We start from the raw sequence: 19,815 nt of genomic DNA, 5'->3' as shown, positions 1-19,815 counted from the left end.
CCGCGTGGGACCGGACACGGCGACCACCGAGGACGCGGTCGCGTGCCGGAGCCGTCCAGGGCGTCTTGGTGGCGAGGTCGACGACGGTAGGGTGACAAGCCGTGAATGACTCTTCTCCGTCGGATGCACGACCGGCGGCGTCGGATCCGGACCGCAGGGTGCGGCTGCTGGCCGCCGCGGCGATCGCGCTCCGGGAGCTCGACGACGTCCTGGCTCCCCTCGGTGAGCTCTTCGCGTCGGCGGGCCACGAGTTGTACCTGGTCGGCGGTTCGGTGCGCGACGCCGTGCTCGGCCGCCTGGGCAACGACCTCGACTTCACCACCGACGCGCGCCCCGAACAGGTCACGCGTCTGCTGAAGGGGTGGGCCGACGCGTTCTGGGACGTCGGCATCGAGTTCGGGACCGTCGGGGTCCGCAAGGGCGAACACCTCATCGAGATCACGACCTTCCGCGCCGACACCTACGACCAGGTGAGCCGCAACCCGGAGGTCACCTTCGGCGACACCCTCGAAGACGACCTGGTGCGGCGCGACTTCACGGTCAACGCGATGGCGGTCCGGATCGGCCCGAAGGGCGCCGAGGACTTCTGCGATCCCCTCGACGGCATGAGCGCGCTGCTCGCCGGCGTCATCGACACGCCGGCGACGCCGGAGCAGTCCTTCGGCGACGACCCGCTGCGCATGCTGCGCGCCGTCCGCTTCATCTCCCAGCTCGGCTTCGAGCTCGCTCCCCGCGTGTGGCAGGCGATCACCGAGATGAACGACGAGATCGAGCGCATCACCGCCGAGCGCGTCCGCGCCGAACTCGACAAGCTGATCTGCGGCGAGCACCCGCTCGAGGCCATCGACGCGATGGTCGAGACCGGGCTGGCCGAGCACATCATGCCGGAGATCCCCGGCATGAAGCTGACCATCGACGAGCACCACCAGCACAAGGACGTCTACCAGCACTCGCTGACCGTGCTGAAGCAGGCGATCGACCTCGAGGACGGTGATCCCGACCTCGTCCTGCGCTGGGCGGCGCTGCTGCACGACATCGGCAAGCCCGCCACCCGACGCCACGAGCCCGGCGGCGGCGTGAGCTTCCACCACCACGAGGTCGTCGGCGCGAAGATGGTGCGCAAACGCATGCGCGCGCTGAAGTACCCGAAGGCGGTCGTCTCGGACGTGGCGGACCTGGTGTTCCTGCACCTCCGGTTCCACGGTTACGGCGACGGCGCCTGGACGGATTCGGCGGTGCGCCGCTACGTCAACGACGCCGGGCACCTGCTCGACCGGCTGAACAAGCTGGTCCGCGCCGACTGCACGACCCGCAACAAGCGGCGTGCCCGCCGGCTGCAGCAGAACTATGACAACCTCGAGAAGCGCATCGCGGACCTGAAGGCGAAGGAGGACCTGGAGAAGGTCCGTCCCGACCTCGACGGCAACGCGATCATGGAACTCCTGGGCGTGCCGCCGGGCCCGATCGTGGGCCAGGCGTGGCGGTACCTCAAGGAACTCCGCCTCGACCGCGGGCCGCTCAGCCCGGAGGAGGCCGAGCAGGCGTTGCGGGAATGGTGGGCCGCGCGCCCCGAGAACCAGGGCTGACGCCTGCTCACCGGGCGGGGGTGAACACCTCGATCGCCCGAGGGACCGCCTCGAGGACCGCCGGCAGTCCGCCGACGAGGTCGCCGTCGACCGACACGAGCGCGGGGGGATCGCTGTACAGCTCGATCTCGGCGCCCCGGAGTGTCCGCACCAGCGGGTGGTCGACGTGCTTGCCGGTGAACACCTTCGGGAACACCCGGGCCAGCGTGAGCCGCGGAAGCCGGGCGGGGGTCCGAGCGAGCGTGATGTCGAGCAGCCCGTCGGACACCGTGGCCTTCGGCGTGATCCGCATGCCCCCGCCGTAGGAGGTGGTGTTGCCGATGGCGGCGAAGACGAGGTCGTCCTCGATCGTCGTGTCGTCGACGCGCACCTGGTAGTGGTGCGGCCGTAGCCCGATGAGCTCCAGCAGGGCCGCGAGCGTGTACCGGGCCTGTCCCTTGGGCCACCGCATCTCGTTGGCGCGCGCGGTCACCGCGGCGTCGAATCCGGTGGCGGCGACCGTGCTGAACAGGGCGGTGCGGCCGTTGGCGAAGGTGACGCGTCCGAGGTCGACCGGTTCCCGGTGTCCGTCGAGGACGACCTGCACGGCAGAGTCGACGTCGAGGGGGATCCCCAGGTTGCGGGCGAAGTCGTTGCCGCTGCCCGCGGGGATGACGGCGAGGGGTTTCCCGGAGCCGTAGGCGGCCTCCACGGTGAGGCGGACGGTTCCGTCGCCGCCGGCGATCACCAGGACGTCGGTGTCTGCCCTGGCGGCCTTGCCGGCGCGTTCGGCTGCGTCGGCGATGTCCTCGCCGACGATCACCTCCACCTCCACGCCGTGGGCGCGCAGGAGATCGGCAGCACGATGCGCGAGTCGCAGGCCCGTGCCGTGCCTGGCATATGGGCTGGCCACGATCGTGGCGTGTCGGATGGTCATCCAGCCCCCCGCCGGTTGTGTGATCCGTTACAGTTTTACACATCATGTCAATCCGTAACGGAGAGATCGGCGATCTCGTACTGGACGCGGCGCGGGAATGCCTGCTCCGCAGCGGCGGTCGCAGGGTGACCGTCTCGGAGGTGGCACGGCGGGCCGGGGTCAGCCGTCCCACTGTCTACCGGCGTTGGCCGGACATCTCCGAGATCCTGCGCGGCCTGCTGACGCGCGAGGTGCTCTCCATCGTCGACGCGGTCGTCGGCGACGCGGGGCCGCCGGCCGATCTCGACGCCCTGGCCGACCTGATCATCGAGGTGGTCTCGGCGCTGCGGGACAGCGAACTCCTCTCGTCGCTGTGGCGAGAACAGCGAGACCTGATGTCCCCCTACGTCTTCGAACGCCTGGGCACCAGCCAGCAGGGTGTCCTGGCGACGCTGTCCGACATGTTGGCGTACGCCCAGGAGCAGGGGCGGGTCCGGCGCGGCGACGCCAAGCGCATGGCGTCGATGGTCCTGTTGATCGCCCAGTCCTTCCTGCAGTCGGAGCCCCTCGTCTCCGACATCCTGGCCGACGGCTGGAGCGCCGAGCTCCACGACGCGATCACCGGCTACCTCCGGCCGGTCGCATGACCGGGCGACGCTGATGGCCACCCTGTCCGCCCGCACCCGCCGGCTGGCCCTCGAGGCGCTCGCCGATCCGGCCGCGCCCCTCGATCTCCTCGTCGTCGGCGGCGGCATCACCGGCGTCGGGATCGCGCTCGACGCGGTGACCCGCGGCCTGCGCGTGGCGCTCGTCGAACAGGGCGATCTCGCGTCCGGCACGTCCCGGTGGAGCAGCAAGCTCGTCCACGGCGGCCTGCGCTATCTCGCGAAGGGGGACGTCCGGATCGCCCGCGAGAGCGCCGTCGAGCGCCATCACCTGATGACCTCGATCGCACCCCACCTGATCTCGCCGATGCGTCAGATCCTGCCGGATCGCGGCGGCCGCCGCGGCAGGGTCATGCTGCTCGGGATGCGAGCGGCAGATGTGTTGCGGCGCAACGCCGGAACACCGGGTGAGCTGTTGCCGTCGCCGGCGCGGCTGTCGGTGATGGAGACCCTGGGGCGGTGCCCGGCACTCGCCCCCGACGGACTGCGCGGGGGCATCTCGACCACGGACGGCCGGCTCGTCGACGACGCCCGTCTCGTCGTGGCGGTCGCCCGTACCGCGGCCGCGTACGGCGCACTGATCTGCACCCGCACGCGGGCCGACCGGGTCGACGGCCGCGGCGCGACGCTGACCGACCTCCGGACGGGCGAGAGCCTCGACGTCGGCGCGCGCATGGTCGTCAACGCGACCGGCGTGTGGTCGGCGACCGTCGACTCGTCGATCGCCGTCTCACCAAGTCGCGGAACACACCTCGTCGTCGACGCGGCGCGGCTGGGCAACCCGACCGCCGCTCTCACCGTCCCGCTGGGGGATTCGCTGTCGCGCTACGTATTCGCGCTGCCGGCCCAGCTGGGACGGGTCTACATCGGCCTCACCGATGTCGCGGCACCCGGACCCATCCCCGACATCCCGGCGCCCGACGACTCCGAGATCGATTTCCTGCTCGACGCGATCAACCCCGCACTCGCCCGACCGCTCGACCGCGCCGACGTCATCGGCGCCTTCGCGGGTCTGCGGCCGCTCATCCACGATCCGTCCGCGCTCGACGGCGAGTCGTCGGAGGGATTGGCCGACGTGTCGCGCCGGCATCACGTGCGCGTGCGCGGCGACGGCCTGGTGACGGTGGTCGGAGGCAAGCTCACCACCTACCGGCGGATGGCGCAGGACGCCGTCGACGCGGCGCTGTCGACCACCGCGCTGTCGGTGTCCGAGTGCGTCACCACCACGACACCCCTCGTCGGCGCGCTGCGCGATCCCCGCGAGCAGGGCCTGCCCGCATCGCTGGTGGCTCGCTTCGGGGGCGAGGCGCCGACCGTCGTCGACGCGGCGACGGTGGAGCGGCCGCTGGATCCGATCGCGCCCGGCATCGACGTCACCCGTGCGGAGGTCGAGTTCGCGGTGACCCACGAGGGTGCCCTCGACGCCGACGACGTCCTGCACCGGCGCACGCGCATCGGCCTGGTCGCCCGGGATGGCGAGGCCGCACGGCCCGCGGTCGAGGAGATCGTGGCGAGCGCGCTGGACCGGGTGGGCTGACCAAGCCGTCGCCACACGTCGATCGGACCACGAGCGGCGCGTGCCGCCTGCCCCGGGCCGGAACCCCTACCGCGCTCAGTAACCCATCGTCCGCACGGCGTCGGCGAGCCGGTCGAGATCCTCACGTTGCACGTCGAGGTGCGGGCTGAGCCGCAGGACCGGGGTCTCGGTCGACAGCGGCGCCCGCCAGACGTCGGCGGCGGTCACCAGGATGCCGAGGTCGAGGAGCTTGTCCCGCGCGGCGGCGACGTCCTCGAACTGCCACCCGGGCGGCGGGGCCAGCGTCACGATGGCCGACGGCTCGTCGATCGGCTCGAGCACCTCCCAGCTGGCGATGCCGTGCAGGCGTTCGCGAGTGGCCTTGCCGATCTTGGCGAGCTCGCGGAACACGCGCTGCTGGCCGATGTCGAGGAGCTCGCGGATGGCGACGCCGAGTCCGAGGCGGCCGGCGATGAACGCGTCCGAGCCGTCGATCTCGACCGGCCGCAGCGAGTCCCGGCGCACCGCGACGAAACCCACGCCGCGCGGGCCGGTCAGCCATTTGCGGCTGGTGCCGTAGACGACGTCGGCACCGGTGACGGTCGGGACGTGGCCGACCGACTGGGCCATGTCCACGACGACCGGGACCCCGGCGTTGTGGGCGAGTTCGACGATCTTCGTGACCGGTTGCACCACGCCCGACATCGAGCCGATGTGGCAGATGTGGATGAAGTCGGGCTGCTCGAACTGGAGCATGTTCTCCAGTGCGTCGGTGTCGACGTGGCCGTGGTAGTCGGCGTCAGGCATCGTGCGCACGACGTAGCCGCGGCGCTCGAACTCCTCGAGGTTCGGTCCGAACTCGTTCTTCGCCACCCACACCGTCGAGGTGACAGGCAGTCGCCAGTTGGTCAGCAACGCACGCAGGGCGGCTCGGGCGCTCTCGCGGAAGACGATCTCGTCCGGGGTGTGTCCGATGAGGGTGCCGAGATTCCGGGTGTCGCGGACGATCTCCTCGGACCGGTCGTCGGCGGCGACGTAGGAGCCGCGCTCGGTCTCGCGCCACAGGTGTGCGGTCATCGCGCCGATCACCGCATACGACGACCGTCCCGCAGTAGCGGAGTCGAGATGCGCCAGGGCGGGTTTCAGCCGCGCTGCGTGCCACTGCTCGCCGAGCTCGCTGACGTACATGAAGCCTCAACTTACCGGGTCGGGGCGACCCCGGTCACAGCGCGGGGGTGTCACGGCACGCATGTTCGCGGAGTCCGGTGGAACCGGAGCGGTCCCCGCTGCGTCCAAACTCTCATGGACCCGGTGATCGAGTACTTCTTCGGGCCCGGGGACGGTTCGACGACCCGTTGGACCGACCCCGCCGACACCACCGTCGGAGTGGACGCCCCGGGTCCCGACGCCATCCGGCTCGACTTCGACGGCGACGGCCGTCGCGACGATGCGATGTGGGACTCCGACGGCGACGGCATCGCCGACACGGTGGCGCTCGACCTCGACGACGACGACCAGTTCGATGCCTTCTACCGCGATTCGGGTGCCGGACTCTGGGACCGTCCGGTCGATGTCGGTGAGGTGCGCGGAGGAGGCGCCGGCGCCCCGTCCGCCACGCCGCGTGAGTCGCCGGAGCACCGCCCGCAGCCCTCCGAGCGCCCGGCCGACCGCGTGCTCCGTCTCGATCTCGACGCCGACGGCACCACCGACGCCGAACTCGTCGGGACGGAGAAGGCCGGGCGCCTGGCCGGCGAGCGGCTCTACGTCGACTCCGACGGCGACGGGACGACCGACGTGGTGCTGGTGGATCGCGACGGCGACGGCACCGCCGATGCCGCCTACGACCGCCGGGATCCGAGGTTCAGCCGGCGCGGTCGGTGATGGCCCGGCCGTCGGCCGCGGGCTCCTCCGGGGTGAGGGCCGGTATGGTCACCCGCCGGTAGAGGGCGCGCACGGCGATCATGCCGAGGATGTAGAGCACCACCCCGAACGCCACCAGAACCGGCGCGTGCCCGTCGGCCGGGATCGCCAGGGCGGCGGCGGTCACCGCGACCACGTAGGCGACGTTGAACACCGCGTCCTGCACCGAGAAGACCTGGCCGCGAACCATGTCGCCGACGTCGACCTGCATCGCGACGTCGCCGCAGAGCTTGGCCACCTGGCCGATCAGCCCCAGCACGAACGCCGACCCGCAGAGCACCGCGAACTCGAAGCCGAACACCGTCGCCTCGGCGACGGCACCAACAGCCAACGCGCACATCAGCGTCCGGTAGCGACCGACGCGGTCCACCGCGATCGGCGTCACCAGGGCGGCGAGCAACGCCCCCGCACCGGTGAAGCCGATGATCAGGCTGACCCGGTCGAGGCCGTCCCCCGGTCCCATCTGCTTGGTGAAGACCAGGATCATCAGGGTGTTCATGCCGAACACGAGCCGGTGCGCGCCGATGGCCGACAGCGCCGCGGCGACCGTCTTGTGCTCGGCGACCGCGCGGGCGCCGTGCCACAGCCCGACCGAGACCGCATGGAACGCCGACCGTCCGGGATCGTCGGGTTCGTCGGGGCCGAGCTGCAGCGGCGGGAAGCCGTGCGCGAGCGCTCCCGACACCAGCGCGAGCACGATCCCCGCGATCATCGTGAGCGCGCTGCCGGAGTTGTCGTCGCCGAAGATCGCCCGCAGCCCGAGGGTGATGCCGAGTCCGACGGTCAGCATCGCCCCGCCGAGGGTGGTGAACAGCGCGTTCATCGCGACGATGACCTCCCGCCGCGCGACGTGTGGCAGACCCGCGGACAGGCCGGCCGCCACGAATCGGCTCGCGCCGGTCGCCGCGAGGGCCGAGATCAGCACCACCACGTCGGGGGCTCCCGAGGCGACCGAGATCGCGACGAGCCCGATGATCGCCGCCCGCAACACGTTGGCGTACAGGAGCACGTTGCGCCGATCCCAGTGATCGAGGAGTGCACCCGCGAACGGGCCGATGAGCGAGTAGGGCAGCAACAGGACCGCGAGGCCGCCGGCGACGGCGAGCGGATCGGCGTGCCGCTCGGGGTTGAACAGGATGCTGCCGACCAGTGCGGCCTGGAAGATGCCGTCGGTGATCTGGCTGGTGAGACGGACCGAGAGGAGGCGTCCGAGGCCCGGGGAATGCCGAAGCGAGTCGACGAACACCGACCACCCTCTCGGGCGGTCCTCCTCGGTGCGGTTCACCCGTTCAAGCGTACTCAGCGGCACCGGTCCGTCCCGAACGTGTGGGTCCCCTCCGGCGCCGGTCGTGCGATGATGGTGACGTGGCCGGCGGTGACGACGCAGACGATCCCACACCGGAATTCCGTCCCGGAGACTTCCCGGCGGGAAGCGGTGGCGGTGGCCGCATGCCCGGCGTGCCGTGGGACGAGGATCCGACGCAGCGCGTCCGTCCCGGAACACTGCTGATCGCCTCGACCGATCTCATCGAGCCGACCTTCGCGCGGACCGTCGTCTACATCATCGAACACAACGAGGAGGGCAGCCTCGGCGTCGTCCTCAACCGCATGAGCCAGACCGCGGTGCACAACCTCCTCCCCCGGTGGACCGACATCGCCGCGTCGCCGCGGGCGCTGTACGTGGGGGGTCCGGTCAAGCAGGACGCGGCCCTGTGCCTCGGCGTCTGCAAGCACGGCGTCGACGTCGAGGCCCATCCGGCGTTGCGGCCCGTCGACGGCCGCGTCGTCCTGGTCGATCTCGACGCCGACCCCGAGTCGCTGGAGAACCTGCTCGAGGGCGTGCGCATCTTCGCCGGTTACGCGGGCTGGGGTGCGGGGCAGCTCGACGACGAACTCGACCGGTTCAGCTGGATGCTCGCCTCGGCCCTCCCCCGCGACGTGCTGGTCCCGCCCGGCACCGACATCTGGTTCGACGTCCTGCGTCGACAGCCCTGGCCGTTGCCGCTGCTCGCGACCCATCCGATCGACCTCAGCCTCAACTGACCGCCCACCGGTCCCCGGTCGTTCCCCGAGGTGCGCCGATCGCCGGCGACGAGCCGATCTGGTCGCAACCGCGACTGCCGAACCGCCCCCTCCCGAAACCGACCCGTGACCCGCGTCACCGCCAGTGCTACGTTGTGAGCGCTTGAACGGTTCTGCCGCGGCGATGCGAACGCCGCCGCGGCGCTCACACGCGGGGGATGTGAATGAGCAGGTCGTCGAGAAGTGTCCGTCTGCTGGCGGGGGTCGTGGCGCTCGTGGCGGTGCTGGTGGCGCCGACGGTCGTGGCCGGCGCCGCGCCGACCGGCCCCACCGGAGGGGCGGCCGCAGCACGCTGGCAGGCGAGCCACGACGGACCGCAGCCGTATGCCGGGGTGAACACCACCTGGGACGTCCCGATCCGCATGAGCGACGGCACCGTCCTGCGCGCCAACGTCTACCGGCCCGCCGACGCCCGCGAGCGGCCGACCTCGAAGAAGACGCCGGTCATCGTCACCATGACCCCGTACACCAAGCTGGTCACCGCGCTGAGCGCGGCGGTCATCCAGCACCCGGTGCTCGAGCCGTGGCTGCTGCAGATCGCGCGGTCGATCAACCTGCGGGGCACGCCGATCGACGGCATCAACGACATCGCCCACACCATCCGCGACGGCGGCGCCAAGACCTTCGCCGTCGACTTCGACCTCGTGCGCAGCGGTTATACGCAGGTGGTGGTCGACGTCCGCGGGACCGGCTTCTCCCAGGGCAAGTGGGACGTCTTCCAGAACCGCGAGCAGCAGGACACGGTCGAGGTCATCGACTGGGCGTCGAGGCAACCGTGGTCCGACGGCAAGGTCGGCATGTCAGGCGTCTCGTACTCGGCGATCAACCAGATCCAGGCGGCCAACAAGAACCCGAAGGCGCTCAAGGCGATCTTCCCGGTCGAGCCGGGCGGCGACCTCATCCGCGACATCGTCGCTCCCGGTGGCGGACTGGGCGTCGGCTTCCTGCCGATGTGGCTGGGACTCGTCAACGGCACCAAGATGATCCCCAACGTCGCGTCGATGCTCAACGGCACCTTCGACTGGAAGTGGCTGGCGGACAGGATCTCCGACCCCCTGACCTTCTACCCGCAGCTGATGGCGGCGCTGCTGACGCCCGACATCCCCTCGGTGCCGGAGAACCTGAAGGCGTTGCTGGAGAAGAACTCCGAACCCCGCACCGCCTGGCTCGACCGGGCGGAGAAGATCACCACCCCGACGTTCATCTACGGCGGGTGGTTCGATCTCTTCACCAACTCCGAGGTCCGGATGTACAACAAGATCCCGCTGCCGCCGGGCAAGAAGCAGCTGATCATGGGCGACGGCTACCACCTCACCATCGGTGGCGGCCAGCAGGGCCGCGCGGGCACTCCCCCGCGTCTCGACGTCCTGCAGAAGGCGTGGTTCGACAAGTGGCTCAAGGGAATCGACAACGGGATCGACGAGTACGGGCCCGTTCAGCTGAAGCAGGTGGGCGACTCCTGGATCACCGCGCAGCAGTTCCCGCGCGCCGGCATGGAGCGCCAGCGCCTGTACCTGTCGGATCGTCGTAGCGGCACCGCGCCCCATGCGGTCCGCGACGGCAGCCTCAGCCCCGCCGCCCCGAAGTCGCATGCGCGGCTGACCGTGTCGCCGGGTCTCGCGCCTATGTGCTCCCGCGACGCCGCGCAGCAGTTCGCCGGCGCCCTGGCGATCTTCCCGTTCTGCTCCGACGATGCGCGCATCTCCGAACGCGCGGCGCTGTCGTTCACCACAGCACCGCTGACCAAGGCGCGCAGCGTGTCCGGATACGCGAACGTCCGTCTCAACGCGGTGCTCGACGCCACCGACGGCTATTGGACGGCTACCCTCAACGACGTCGCGCCCGACGGCACGTCGAAGGTGATCAGCTCCGGTCAGGTGATGGCCTCGCTGCGTGGATACGACCGCGCCGCTTCGCAGTTCGCCCCGAACGGGGACGTGATCGATCCGGTCTACCACCTCACCCTGTCGTCGCGGCAGCGCGTCGCGCCGGGCCGCCCGGTGGCCGTCGACATCGGCCTGCTGCCCACCGAGGCGATCGTGAAGCCGGGTCATCGTCTCCGGGTGGACGTGTTCGCGATGAACTTCCCGCGGGCACTCCCGCTGCGCCCGCTTCTCAACGAGTCGGGGTTGAAGCCGCAGCACATTCAGCTGGACCCGAGCCGCCCGAGCTTCGTGAACCTGCCGTTGTCGGAGCCGATCGGCGGATAAGCCCGGCGGTGCTGAGGGCGCTGGGGGTTCGATCACCCGCAAGCCGCGTGCCGACACGCTGGCGGCGTGGGATCACGCCGACGAACACACCCGCACACACCCCGGTGTCCCGGGCTGCCGAGGATTCCCGCACCTACGATGTGGCTATCCCGGTGACCACCAACGCCACGAAACTGGCCGAATCCCTCACCCACATTGATGACGATGCCGACGGGTTGACCGTGGTGTTCACCACCTACCAGTCCCTTCCGGTGGTTTCCGACGCGCAGGCTCTCGGGCTGCCCGATTTTGATCTGATCCTGTGCGACGAGGCCCACCGCACCACCGGCGTTACACTGACCGGTTCGGATGAGTCGAACTTCGTCAAAGTGCACGACCCGGATTTTCTGAAGTCGGCTCGTCGGTTGTATCTGACCGCCACACCACGCATCTACGACCAGAAGCTCAAGGACAAAGCCGAAGAGCATTCTGCTGAAGTGGCGTCAATGGACAACGAGGAATTGTTCGGACCGGAGTTTCATCACCTCGGCTTCGGCGAAGCCGTGGAAAAAGGGCTGCTCACCGACTACAAAGTCCTCGTCCTGACCGTGGATCAGTCACTGGTGGCCGGCCCGATGCAGGAACAACTCGCCGGCCCGGACAGCGAACTCAACCTCGATGACGCGACCCGGATCGTCGGCTGCTGGAACGGGCTGGCCAAACGTGCCGGCGCCACGATCGATGGCTCCACCTTCGCTCCCGGCGAAAACCCCATGCGGCGTGCTGTCGCGTTCGCCAAGGACATCGCCACCTCCAAGTCCATTGCCCACATGTTTCCCGCAGTGGTCGACGCCTACCGCGACACCCTCGACGACGAAGGCGACAGCGATGACCCGGCAGCCAACAACACGGATTTGTACTGCTCGGTCGAACATGTCGACGGCACCCATAACGCGCTGGAACGCACATCACGGATCAATTGGCTCAAAGGCATCAGCTCGCCGCTGTCGGACAACGAGTGCCGCATCCTCACCAACGCCCGCTGCCTGTCCGAGGGTGTGGACGTGCCAGCACTTGATGCCGTTCTGTTCTTGCATCCACGCAATTCGATCGTCGATGTTGTCCAGGCCGTCGGCCGGGTGATGCGCTTGTCGGAAGGCAAGAACTACGGCTACATCATCCTTCCCGTGGCTGTGCCGGCGGAGATGAGCCCGTCGGAGGCATTGCAGGACAACAAACGGTTCAAGGTCGTGTGGGAAGTACTCAACGCGTTGCGTTCCCACGACGAACGGTTCGACGCCCACGTCAACGCCATCAACCTCAACGCCGCCGACACGAAGAAACTCGGCACAGGCACCAACTCGTTGATGGGCGGTCATATCGGCCCCACCGCCGACGACGAGACCGAGACGATCGGCCCGTCCGATGACAGCCAGGCAACCACAACCAACGACGCGGACTTCACCTCACAGTTGGCGTTGTTCTCCCTGTCGCAGTGGCGCCAAGCGATCTTCGCCCGCATTGTCGACAAAGTCGGCACCCGCACCTACTGGGAAGACTGGGCACACGATGTTGCCGACATCTCCGCCGCCCAGATCACTCGCATCAAAGCGATTCTCGCCCAAGGCGATCCAACCATCGAACGCGAGTTCGGCAAGTTCGTTGCTGGGCTGCGTGACAACCTCAACGACTCCATCACAGATGATGACGCGATCAGCATGCTGTCTCAGCATCTGATCACCAAACCCGTCTTCGACGCTCTGTTCAGCGAACACGACTTCGCCTCCCACAACCCGGTCTCGATCGTCATGCAACGCATGGTCGACACCCTCGACGACACCGGACTCGAATCCGAAACTGCCAGCCTCGACAGCTTCTACGACTCGGTGCGGTTGCGCGCTTCCCAGGTCACCAGCGCCGAGGGTAAACAGCGCATCATCGCTGACCTATATGAACGGTTCTTCAAGATCGGGTTCAAGAAACAGGCCGATGCCCTCGGCATCGTCTACACACCCGTCCAGATTGTCGACTGGATCCTCCACGCTGCCGACACCGTCTCCCGTGAGCATTTCGGTAAAGGCCTCACCGCTGACAACGTCCACATCCTCGACCCGTTCACGGGTACTGGCACCTTCATCACCCGACTCATGCAGACCGGCCTGATCACCCCACATGACCTGGCCCGCAAATACACCCGGGAACTGCACGCCAACGAGATCATGCTGCTCGCGTACTACGTCGCCGCCGTGAACATCGAAGCCACCTATCACGCTCTCGCCGGTAAAGCCGACACCGCCGACTACGAGCCATTCCCCGGGATCGTACTCGCTGACACCTTCCAGATCAGCGAAGCCGACGACACCATGGACGCCGAAATGTTCCCCGCGAACAATGACCGCATCACCCGCCAACTCGACACCAAGATCAACGTCATCGTCGGCAACCCGCCCTACTCAGTCGGCCAAGACAGCGCCAACGACAACAACGCCAACCTCAAATACCCAACCCTCGACGGCCACATCGAAAACACCTACGCAGCCAAATCCACCGCAACCAACAAGAACAGCCTCTACGACTCCTACATCCGCGCATTCCGCTGGGCCACAGACCGTATTGGCGACCAGGGCATCGTCGCGTTCGTCTCTAACGGCGGTTGGATCGACGGCAACGCCCACGACGGCATGCGCCTGACCCTCGCCGACGACTACAGCAGCATCTACGTCTACAACCTCCGCGGAAACCAGCGCACCGCAGGCGAACTCAGCCGAAAAGAGGGCGGCAAAGTCTTCGGCGGCGGCAGCCGCAACACGGTAGCGATCTTCGTCGGTGTCAAAGACCCCACCCACACCGGTCCCGCCACCATCCACTACCGCGACATCGGTGACTACCTCACCCGCGACGACAAACTCCGCATCCTCGACACCGACCCCCTCCCCGCCATCGACTGGGACACCATCACCCCCAACATCGCAGGCGACTGGATCAATCAACGCGACGACACCTTCAGCACCTACCCCGTCATCGGCGACAAGGACGGGACAGGTGTCCGTGTCTTCGAAACGTATTCCGGGGGGCTGAAGACGAACCGTGACGTGTGGTGCTACAACGCGTCCCGCAAGGCGCTGGTAGACACCATGCACCGCATGATCGACTTCTACAACAAGCAGGTCTACGAGTTCGCGCAGACTACGCCACCTGCAGACCGAAAGGAACGCGCCAAGGCGGTTGACAGGTTCATCGACACCGACCCCACCAAGATCAGCTGGAACGCGAGTACGAAACACGACCTCGCACGCAACGTCACCTACGCGTTCGACAACCAGGCAATTCGATTGGGGGCCTACCGTCCCTTTGAGAAACGCTGGGTGTACTTCGACCGAAAACTCAACGAGCGCACCTACCAGCTCCCGGCCATCTTTCCCACCCCACACCATACGAATATCGGGATCGTTTTGACGGCGCCGGCGTCGCACTTCGAGTTCACGCCGTTCGCCACGAGGGAATTGCCAAACCTTCACACATTGGACACGGGTCAGTTCTTCCCTCGGTACACGTACCGCAAGCCGGAGGAGGACGCTGGCACTCTTGACTTCGCGACTGGGACTGCCGTTGTCGATGAGTGGGGGTACGAGCGCGTCGACAACATCAGTGATGAGATCGCGGATCTGTACTGTGCGAAACTTGGCGAAGAAGTCACCAAGGACGACATCTTCTGCTTCGTTTACGGCCTCCTACACTCGCCGGCCTACCGCAACACCTACGCCGCCGATCTGAAAAAGATGCTGCCACGCATCCCCACACCAGAATCCCGCGACGACTTCGACGCCTGCACCAACGCCGGCCAGCGCCTACTGGCCTTGCACGCCGACTACGAAGACGCAGAGCCGTACCCATTAGAGGTATCAGTGAAGAAGGGCCGCAGCGTCGACGACCCCGATACGTGGCGCGTTCAGAAGATGAAGTGGCGCTCCAAGACCGACCACTCCACCATCATCTACAACCCCTACGTGACCATCTCCGGCATCCCCGAAGACGCCGAACGATACCTCCTCGGCTCCCGAACAGCATTGGGCTGGATTCTGGAGCGGTACCAGATCAAGACCGACAAAGACTCCAAGATCACCAACGACCCGAACGACTGGTGCGACGAACACGACGACCCGACCTACATCGTCGACCTGATCCGCAAGGTGACCACCGTAGCCGTGGAAACAATGAAGATCATCGACTCTCTTCCCTGAAACCCAGGGCGTCAAGCAGTCCCGCCTGGGTCTGCGGCGTTCACGGCCTGGACTGCCGCCGGCCGACCAATCCCACCCACCGCTGAATTGCCCGAGCAAGGACAGTGGTGCTGTTGCTGCGGGGCCACCGACGTGGCGCTGGTGGCCGCGCTGTCGGTGGTCTCCCGCAAGTTCACCGACGCCGAATCCTGGGTGTACGGCGGGGACTGGTTATGCGCCGCCTGCGGATGGGCGTATGGCACAGCCGAACTACGACGCAGCGTCTACCTCGTTGACCAACACCGCACCGCCCGCACCATCGTGGAGCGCACCGAGCTGGGGGAGTTGCTGGCCGCAGGCCCGCTACCGGTCGACCGGATGGTGGTGGTGCCGGTCCGTGGTCGCCGCCACATCCTCCCGACCGCACGGTGGGGGCATGTCTGCACCGACGACACAGCGGTTCGGTGGGATGATGCCGCGGTGGCGTTGTTGACCGATCTGCGATGGCTCCGCGCCCTGCCCGGGGTGCGTGCGGCCATGCTCACCGACCCCGTCCCACCGATGACGCTGATGCGCACTGTGCCGGCCGACCAGTGGCCCCAGCTGCTGGCGGCCTGGGATGCCCTGGCGGTGTGGCGCAGCCACCCTGGTGCGTGGTGGGACGCCGCGATCGCCCTGTCCACACCCGCGCCCACACCCACAGCGACACCGCAGACTCCCGCACTGAGGAATCCACGATCGAGGAGACGCCAGTGACCCAGCCAAGGGTGGAGACCCCCAGCCTCGAGGAGTTGATTGAGCGGGCGGTCGCAGTCGGCGCCGGCACCGGCCTGTGGGCCTCACCCGAGCAGATCGCCGCGGCCGAACAACGCCTCGGGGTGCGGTTCGACCGCTCCTACCGGCAACTGATGACCCTATGCAACGGCATCGAACGCCTCGGAGAGATGACCCTATTCTCCGTCGATGAACTCGGCACCTCACAACGCTGGCGCGACGCGCACCAGTTCATGTATTTCGAGTACTTCCTGCTCTACACCCCGAGCTTTGAGATGCGCGGCGACACGATGGTCGAACCCGAGTTCTACCCGCCACCAGCGGGACGCCGGCCAGTAACACTCGGCTACAACGAAGGCTCTCCCACACAGGTGGTGTGCAACTTCTCCCTCGACGACCCCGACGCCGAACCTGGTGAGGTCGCCGAGTGCCGCTGCGAACCGAACCTGACAGGCCCGCTTGAGCGCACGGTCGCGTCGTGGGTGGAGGAGGCCGAACAGTTTGACCGGGAGTACGGGGGAGCGCCGTTCGATTCCCTCCACGACACCATCATGACGCTCCAGCACGCGGTGACCGTCGATAACGTCGTCGGCGCTCGCCGCTGTCTGTCGGCCCGCTGGCGCGCCACCTACGACCAGCACGCCCCGATCGAGATGCTCGACGATCTACGCACTCAGCTGTGGCCCCCACGGCTCCCGCCCGACCCCCACAGCGCCGGTACCCGACCCGCCCACCTCCCCAGCGACCGTCACCCTCGAGTTCACCCGGCCCGGCTGGGCTGATCCCGCCATCACCGCCACCCTCGGCGCCGTCATCGAACAGCACGTGTGGCGCATCGACTCATGGACCTGGCACACCGAGTGAACCCCACCAAAACCCCTGCGCCGCTGTCTGTTCCGACAGATCAGTGGCGTGCCGAGGTCCCGGAACCGCCGGCGCTGACCGACCCGGCTGCCATCTGCGCCGAACGGTTGCTGCTGCTGGTGCATTACGACCTGGACTGGGACGCCTGGATCGGCGATCACCGCCACCGCTACTGGGACGAGCTGCTCCCGGCCCGGTTGCGGGCGGCGACCTACCGCGCCGACAGCCTGGCCACCTGGTGGTCCCTGCTCGCCCAAGCCCTCCCCATCACGGTCACCGACCGAGCCCGCCGCCTCGAGGTCGCCCAGCTACTCACCGAACCCTCAGCGCCGGTCCTCACCCTGCTCCGCGACCAACTACCCGCCCTGATCCTGCGCGTGCGGATCATCGCCGAAACCGTCGCCGACAATCGCCGCGCAGCTGCGAGCGCAGGGGAGAACTGATGGGGGAGCCATTGATCAGCGCGGTAGTCGATGTCGACATCACCGCCACGACATCGATCGTGCACCGCGACGACACCCGCAACAGCTCCTCGATCCAGTCGCTGTTCCGCCGCGAAAAGACTCTGACCCCGACCGGAGAGGTGGCGGTGGTGCCGATCATCTCCGGCAACGCCTGGCGCGGCATCCTGCGCCGCACCGGCGAAACACTCCTCGCCGAGGTCCTCGACTACGCCGGTCAGCTGACCCCGGCGGCCGCGCACCTGTTGCGCAACGGCGGGTTCCTGCGCAAATCAACCCGCGAGATGACCCCAGAACACGAACGCGAACTCAAGACGTTGGTGCCGTTGATCGGGCTGTTCGGCGGAGCGGCGAACGCGCGGGTCATGTCCGGAAAACTGGTGGTATCCAAGGTTGTTCCGGTCACCGCCGACACCCTGCACCTACTCCCGACAGCCCCACCGCCGGATGCTCCGATACCGGCGTCGGTGCACACCGTCCTCGGGCAGGAATCCACCAGCCACAGCAATGACCTGTCCGCCGCCGGCGTCACCGTCGACGGTGACGCCGGGGAGGGGTTCAGTCCCGATCCGCCTCGACACCGAAACTCTCATCGCCGGCACCCGCCTGTCCGGACAGATCCGCCTCACCCACGCCACCCGGGTGGAGTACGCGCTGCTGGCCGACATCCTCGAGCACTTCGCCACCCGGGGGCACCTCGGTGGCCGCACCGCCGCCGGCCACGGCCGCATCCAGGCCACCCTCACCCAGACCATCACCGCCGGCGCACCCGCCGAATCCGATTGGCGCACCATCGTCGCCGCCGGCCGCGCCGATGCGATCACCGCCCTCAACGCCCTCACCTGAACACCGGTTCCCGCAGCCGCGATCGGGCGCAACACTTGACGTGACCACCCTCACATTCATTGCTGGCAAAGATAGAGTGTGCCATAGTGCATTCACTATCTGGTGGTCGATTCCGCGGTATCTGGACCTTTCGATAACGCGGCGACCCTCGGTGGTTGGGTCGGGGACAGTTCTTGTTGGTGCGCTGAGACTTTCGTGTCTCGTACGGCGCTTCTCTGCGCCTTCGGCCCGGTGAACAGTGTGTTTCGACCTGACGGCTTGGGGGCCACATGGTGGTGCAAGATTTGGATGTTCGGCCGCTGCGCCGATCTGCCACGGTGTTCGTGACGGGAGTGTGCGCCGTCCTGGCGGTCCTGATCGCCGGCGCCGGGGCCGCGGCGGCGGCACCCACTCCGCTGGCGTCGACCTATGACCGGCTGGTGACCGATGACGGGTGGAAGATCGAGTTGCGGGCCTCGGAGTTGGTGGTCAACCCGATGTCGAACATCGCCAACAGTTTCGCCTCCCGCGAAGGCTGGGTATCAGCGCGGGTAGGTGCACTGGTCACCCCCGCCGCCGGGCGTACACCGTCACAGCCGGTGAGTTCGGGTGTGCTGGAACAGTTCCTGGTCGTCGGCTGCCAGATCGACATCTCTGATGGGGCGACGTTCGGGTTGGGGTCGTCGTTCGGCCCGAACGCCAACGTCACCATTTCGGGGCAACCTGGCGTGTCGGTGGGTGGTTCGGCATCGGTGTCGCCGTCGATCTCGTCGAAACTCAAACCGGGCACCATCAACGAGATCTCGCTGGGCAAAAAGACCCTGCAAACCAATCGGGCGTCGATCCGCGCCAAACGCGTGCACGTGCGGGTGGATGGGTGTGCCGGCCCGGTCACCGTCCGGGTGATCGTGCGGTTGTCGGTGTCCACCCCGACCGCCGATGACACCCTCAACCTCTACTCGGCACGGATGTGGCTGTGACGACCAACGGTCGCGAACAGGCGACCATGCCACCGGCGCAGACGCATCAGCCGCAGTCCGGGTGGATGTCGATCCTGGCGGTGCTGGTGGCGATCGGTATCGCGACGGTCTCGGCGCTGGTGTTGATCAGCACCCCGTCGGCGAATGCAGAAACCCCCGCCGAGCGGTGCGCACGGGAGACCGCCGCCTACAACAGCGCGTGGGCGCAATCGTGGGCGGCGTCGAACGGCAAACCCGCCGACCAGGCACCCCCACCACCAGTGCCGTATGTGTGTGTCGACCCCGGCCCGCCGACGTCGTCGACCACCCCGCCACCCTCGGTGACCGCACCGGCCATCCCGACCGAGACCAACAGCCCCGACACCGGTGGCCCGAACGTGGGCGCACACGCACCCACCGACATCCCCGAAGCCGGCCAAACGCCGATCGTTCCGGTACCGGGCGCAGATCGTGACGTGCCAGTCGTGCCGCGATCGACCCCACCGTCGATGACCCCGGCGCTGCCCCCCGTGCCGCGTATCCCGCTTCCCGGCCGCACCTTCGCCCGTGACTGGACACCAGATTCCGGACTGCCTCCGTTCGCCGCGTGCGGGTCGTCCGACGAACGCAAAGAGATCCAGGACTACGAAGTAGCCGGTGATCGGCGGGCCTTCATGCGGTGCGGCAACAAGAAATACTCGTTCGAACACATCAAGGGAAAACACGGGGATCAGTGGGAGACCAAAGCCGACCTCACTGGCGACAAGTGGATGGATCTCATGCACATGTCGATTAAGGAGACCCTGGCCAACCCCGAGGTCACTGAATTGCAGAAACCTGAGAGAGAAGGGTATAGCGG

14 protein-coding genes and 2 pseudogenes are annotated in these 19,815 nt (G+C 67.7%); 13 read left to right on the top strand and 3 right to left on the bottom strand.

Translation table 11 applies throughout. The annotated features are described in order from the left end of the window. Positions 1 to 101 precede the first annotated feature (101 nt). On the top strand, positions 102 to 1,586 hold the full coding sequence (locus GP2_RS09190; protein ID WP_051997197.1) for a CCA tRNA nucleotidyltransferase: 1,485 nt from the start codon (positions 102 to 104) through the stop codon (positions 1,584 to 1,586). A 7-nt stretch (positions 1,587 to 1,593) separates the two neighbouring features. On the opposite strand, the gene GP2_RS09185 is transcribed toward GP2_RS09190, so the two are convergent. Beyond that, the gene (locus GP2_RS09185; RefSeq protein WP_006900221.1) at positions 1,594 to 2,502 is read right to left on the bottom strand and encodes a diacylglycerol/lipid kinase family protein; all 909 of its coding nucleotides are present in this window, start codon (positions 2,500 to 2,502) and stop codon (positions 1,594 to 1,596) included. 44 nt (positions 2,503 to 2,546) lie between these two features. Here GP2_RS09185 and GP2_RS09180 point away from each other — a divergent pair, with 44 nt between their 5' ends. After that, positions 2,547 to 3,128, top strand: coding sequence for a TetR/AcrR family transcriptional regulator (locus GP2_RS09180; RefSeq protein ID WP_006900220.1), 582 nt, complete (start codon positions 2,547 to 2,549; stop codon positions 3,126 to 3,128). A gap of 13 nt (positions 3,129 to 3,141) precedes the next feature. Continuing rightward, positions 3,142 to 4,683 (top strand): glycerol-3-phosphate dehydrogenase/oxidase, encoded by a 1,542-nt coding sequence (locus tag GP2_RS09175; RefSeq protein WP_006900219.1) that lies wholly within the window; start codon positions 3,142 to 3,144, stop codon positions 4,681 to 4,683. Between the two features lie 75 nt (positions 4,684 to 4,758). Here GP2_RS09175 and GP2_RS09170 read toward each other — a convergent pair whose 3' ends face one another. Continuing rightward, a complete protein-coding gene (locus GP2_RS09170; protein WP_006900218.1) occupies positions 4,759 to 5,850 on the bottom strand; it encodes an aminotransferase class V-fold PLP-dependent enzyme in 1,092 nt (363 codons plus the stop codon). A 114-nt stretch (positions 5,851 to 5,964) separates the two neighbouring features. On the opposite strand from GP2_RS09170, the gene GP2_RS09165 reads away from it, so the two are divergent. Beyond that, the gene (locus GP2_RS09165) at positions 5,965 to 6,543 is read left to right on the top strand and encodes a hypothetical protein (protein WP_006900217.1); all 579 of its coding nucleotides are present in this window, start codon (positions 5,965 to 5,967) and stop codon (positions 6,541 to 6,543) included. Here the strand turns inward: GP2_RS09165 and GP2_RS09160 are convergent. Beyond that, positions 6,524 to 7,828 (bottom strand): MFS transporter, encoded by a 1,305-nt coding sequence (locus tag GP2_RS09160; protein WP_006900216.1) that lies wholly within the window; start codon positions 7,826 to 7,828, stop codon positions 6,524 to 6,526. The two genes, GP2_RS09165 and GP2_RS09160, sit on opposite strands and share 20 nt — an antisense overlap. A 203-nt stretch (positions 7,829 to 8,031) precedes the next feature. Between GP2_RS09160 and GP2_RS09155 the strand changes: the two genes are divergently transcribed. The 9 genes and pseudogenes from GP2_RS09155 to GP2_RS09115 form a co-directional block, all read left to right on the top strand. Continuing rightward, positions 8,032 to 8,625 (top strand): YqgE/AlgH family protein, encoded by a 594-nt coding sequence (locus tag GP2_RS09155; protein ID WP_006900215.1) that lies wholly within the window; start codon positions 8,032 to 8,034, stop codon positions 8,623 to 8,625. Between the two features lie 203 nt (positions 8,626 to 8,828). Then, positions 8,829 to 10,874: a CocE/NonD family hydrolase gene (locus tag GP2_RS09150; RefSeq protein ID WP_006900214.1), complete on the top strand. Its 2,046-nt coding sequence runs from the start codon at positions 8,829 to 8,831 to the stop codon at positions 10,872 to 10,874. Between the two features lie 98 nt (positions 10,875 to 10,972). Then, a pseudogene (locus GP2_RS09145) lies at positions 10,973 to 15,094 on the top strand (type ISP restriction/modification enzyme); the annotation flags it as partial. Positions 15,095 to 15,181: 87 nt separating this feature from the next. Then, positions 15,182 to 15,829: a hypothetical protein gene (locus GP2_RS09140; RefSeq protein WP_006900212.1), complete on the top strand. Its 648-nt coding sequence runs from the start codon at positions 15,182 to 15,184 to the stop codon at positions 15,827 to 15,829. Next, a complete protein-coding gene (locus GP2_RS09135) occupies positions 15,826 to 16,629 on the top strand; it encodes an SMI1/KNR4 family protein (RefSeq protein ID WP_006900211.1) in 804 nt (267 codons plus the stop codon). Before GP2_RS09140 ends, GP2_RS09135 begins: the two co-directional genes overlap by 4 nt. Before the next feature lie 60 nt (positions 16,630 to 16,689). Then, the gene (locus tag GP2_RS09130; RefSeq protein ID WP_051997196.1) at positions 16,690 to 17,154 is read left to right on the top strand and encodes a hypothetical protein; all 465 of its coding nucleotides are present in this window, start codon (positions 16,690 to 16,692) and stop codon (positions 17,152 to 17,154) included. Positions 17,155 to 17,712: 558 nt separating this feature from the next. After that, positions 17,713 to 18,018 (top strand): hypothetical protein, encoded by a 306-nt coding sequence (locus GP2_RS22095; protein ID WP_006900209.1) that lies wholly within the window; start codon positions 17,713 to 17,715, stop codon positions 18,016 to 18,018. Positions 18,019 to 18,350: 332 nt separating this feature from the next. Next, complete coding sequence (locus tag GP2_RS09120) at positions 18,351 to 18,977, top strand: MspA family porin (protein WP_006900208.1); 627 nt, start codon at positions 18,351 to 18,353, stop codon at positions 18,975 to 18,977. Next, positions 18,974 to 19,815, top strand: a pseudogene (locus GP2_RS09115) (hypothetical protein); the annotation flags it as partial. The gene GP2_RS09120 and the pseudogene GP2_RS09115, both read left to right, overlap by 4 nt.

Source organism: Gordonia paraffinivorans NBRC 108238, assembly GCF_000344155.1.
GTDB lineage: Bacteria > Actinomycetota > Actinomycetes > Mycobacteriales > Mycobacteriaceae > Gordonia > Gordonia paraffinivorans.
Note: the sequence above shows the minus strand (reverse complement) of the source record. Positions and strands in the feature narration are given on the sequence as shown.

What these genes read in the sequence shown, in the direction of transcription:
- GP2_RS09185 (WP_006900221.1), bottom strand. Translation starts at nt 2,502, where the DNA reads ATGACCATCCGACACGCCACGATCGTGGCCAGCCCATATGCCAGGCAC.
- GP2_RS09180 (WP_006900220.1), top strand. Translation starts at nt 2,547, where the DNA reads ATGTCAATCCGTAACGGAGAGATCGGCGATCTCGTACTGGACGCGGCG.
- GP2_RS09175 (WP_006900219.1), top strand. Translation starts at nt 3,142, where the DNA reads ATGGCCACCCTGTCCGCCCGCACCCGCCGGCTGGCCCTCGAGGCGCTC.
- GP2_RS09170 (WP_006900218.1), bottom strand. Translation starts at nt 5,850, where the DNA reads ATGTACGTCAGCGAGCTCGGCGAGCAGTGGCACGCAGCGCGGCTGAAA.
- GP2_RS09165 (WP_006900217.1), top strand. Translation starts at nt 5,965, where the DNA reads ATGGACCCGGTGATCGAGTACTTCTTCGGGCCCGGGGACGGTTCGACG.
- GP2_RS09155 (WP_006900215.1), top strand. Translation starts at nt 8,032, where the DNA reads ATGCCCGGCGTGCCGTGGGACGAGGATCCGACGCAGCGCGTCCGTCCC.
- GP2_RS09150 (WP_006900214.1), top strand. Translation starts at nt 8,829, where the DNA reads ATGAGCAGGTCGTCGAGAAGTGTCCGTCTGCTGGCGGGGGTCGTGGCG.
- GP2_RS09130 (WP_051997196.1), top strand. Translation starts at nt 16,690, where the DNA reads ATGGACCTGGCACACCGAGTGAACCCCACCAAAACCCCTGCGCCGCTG.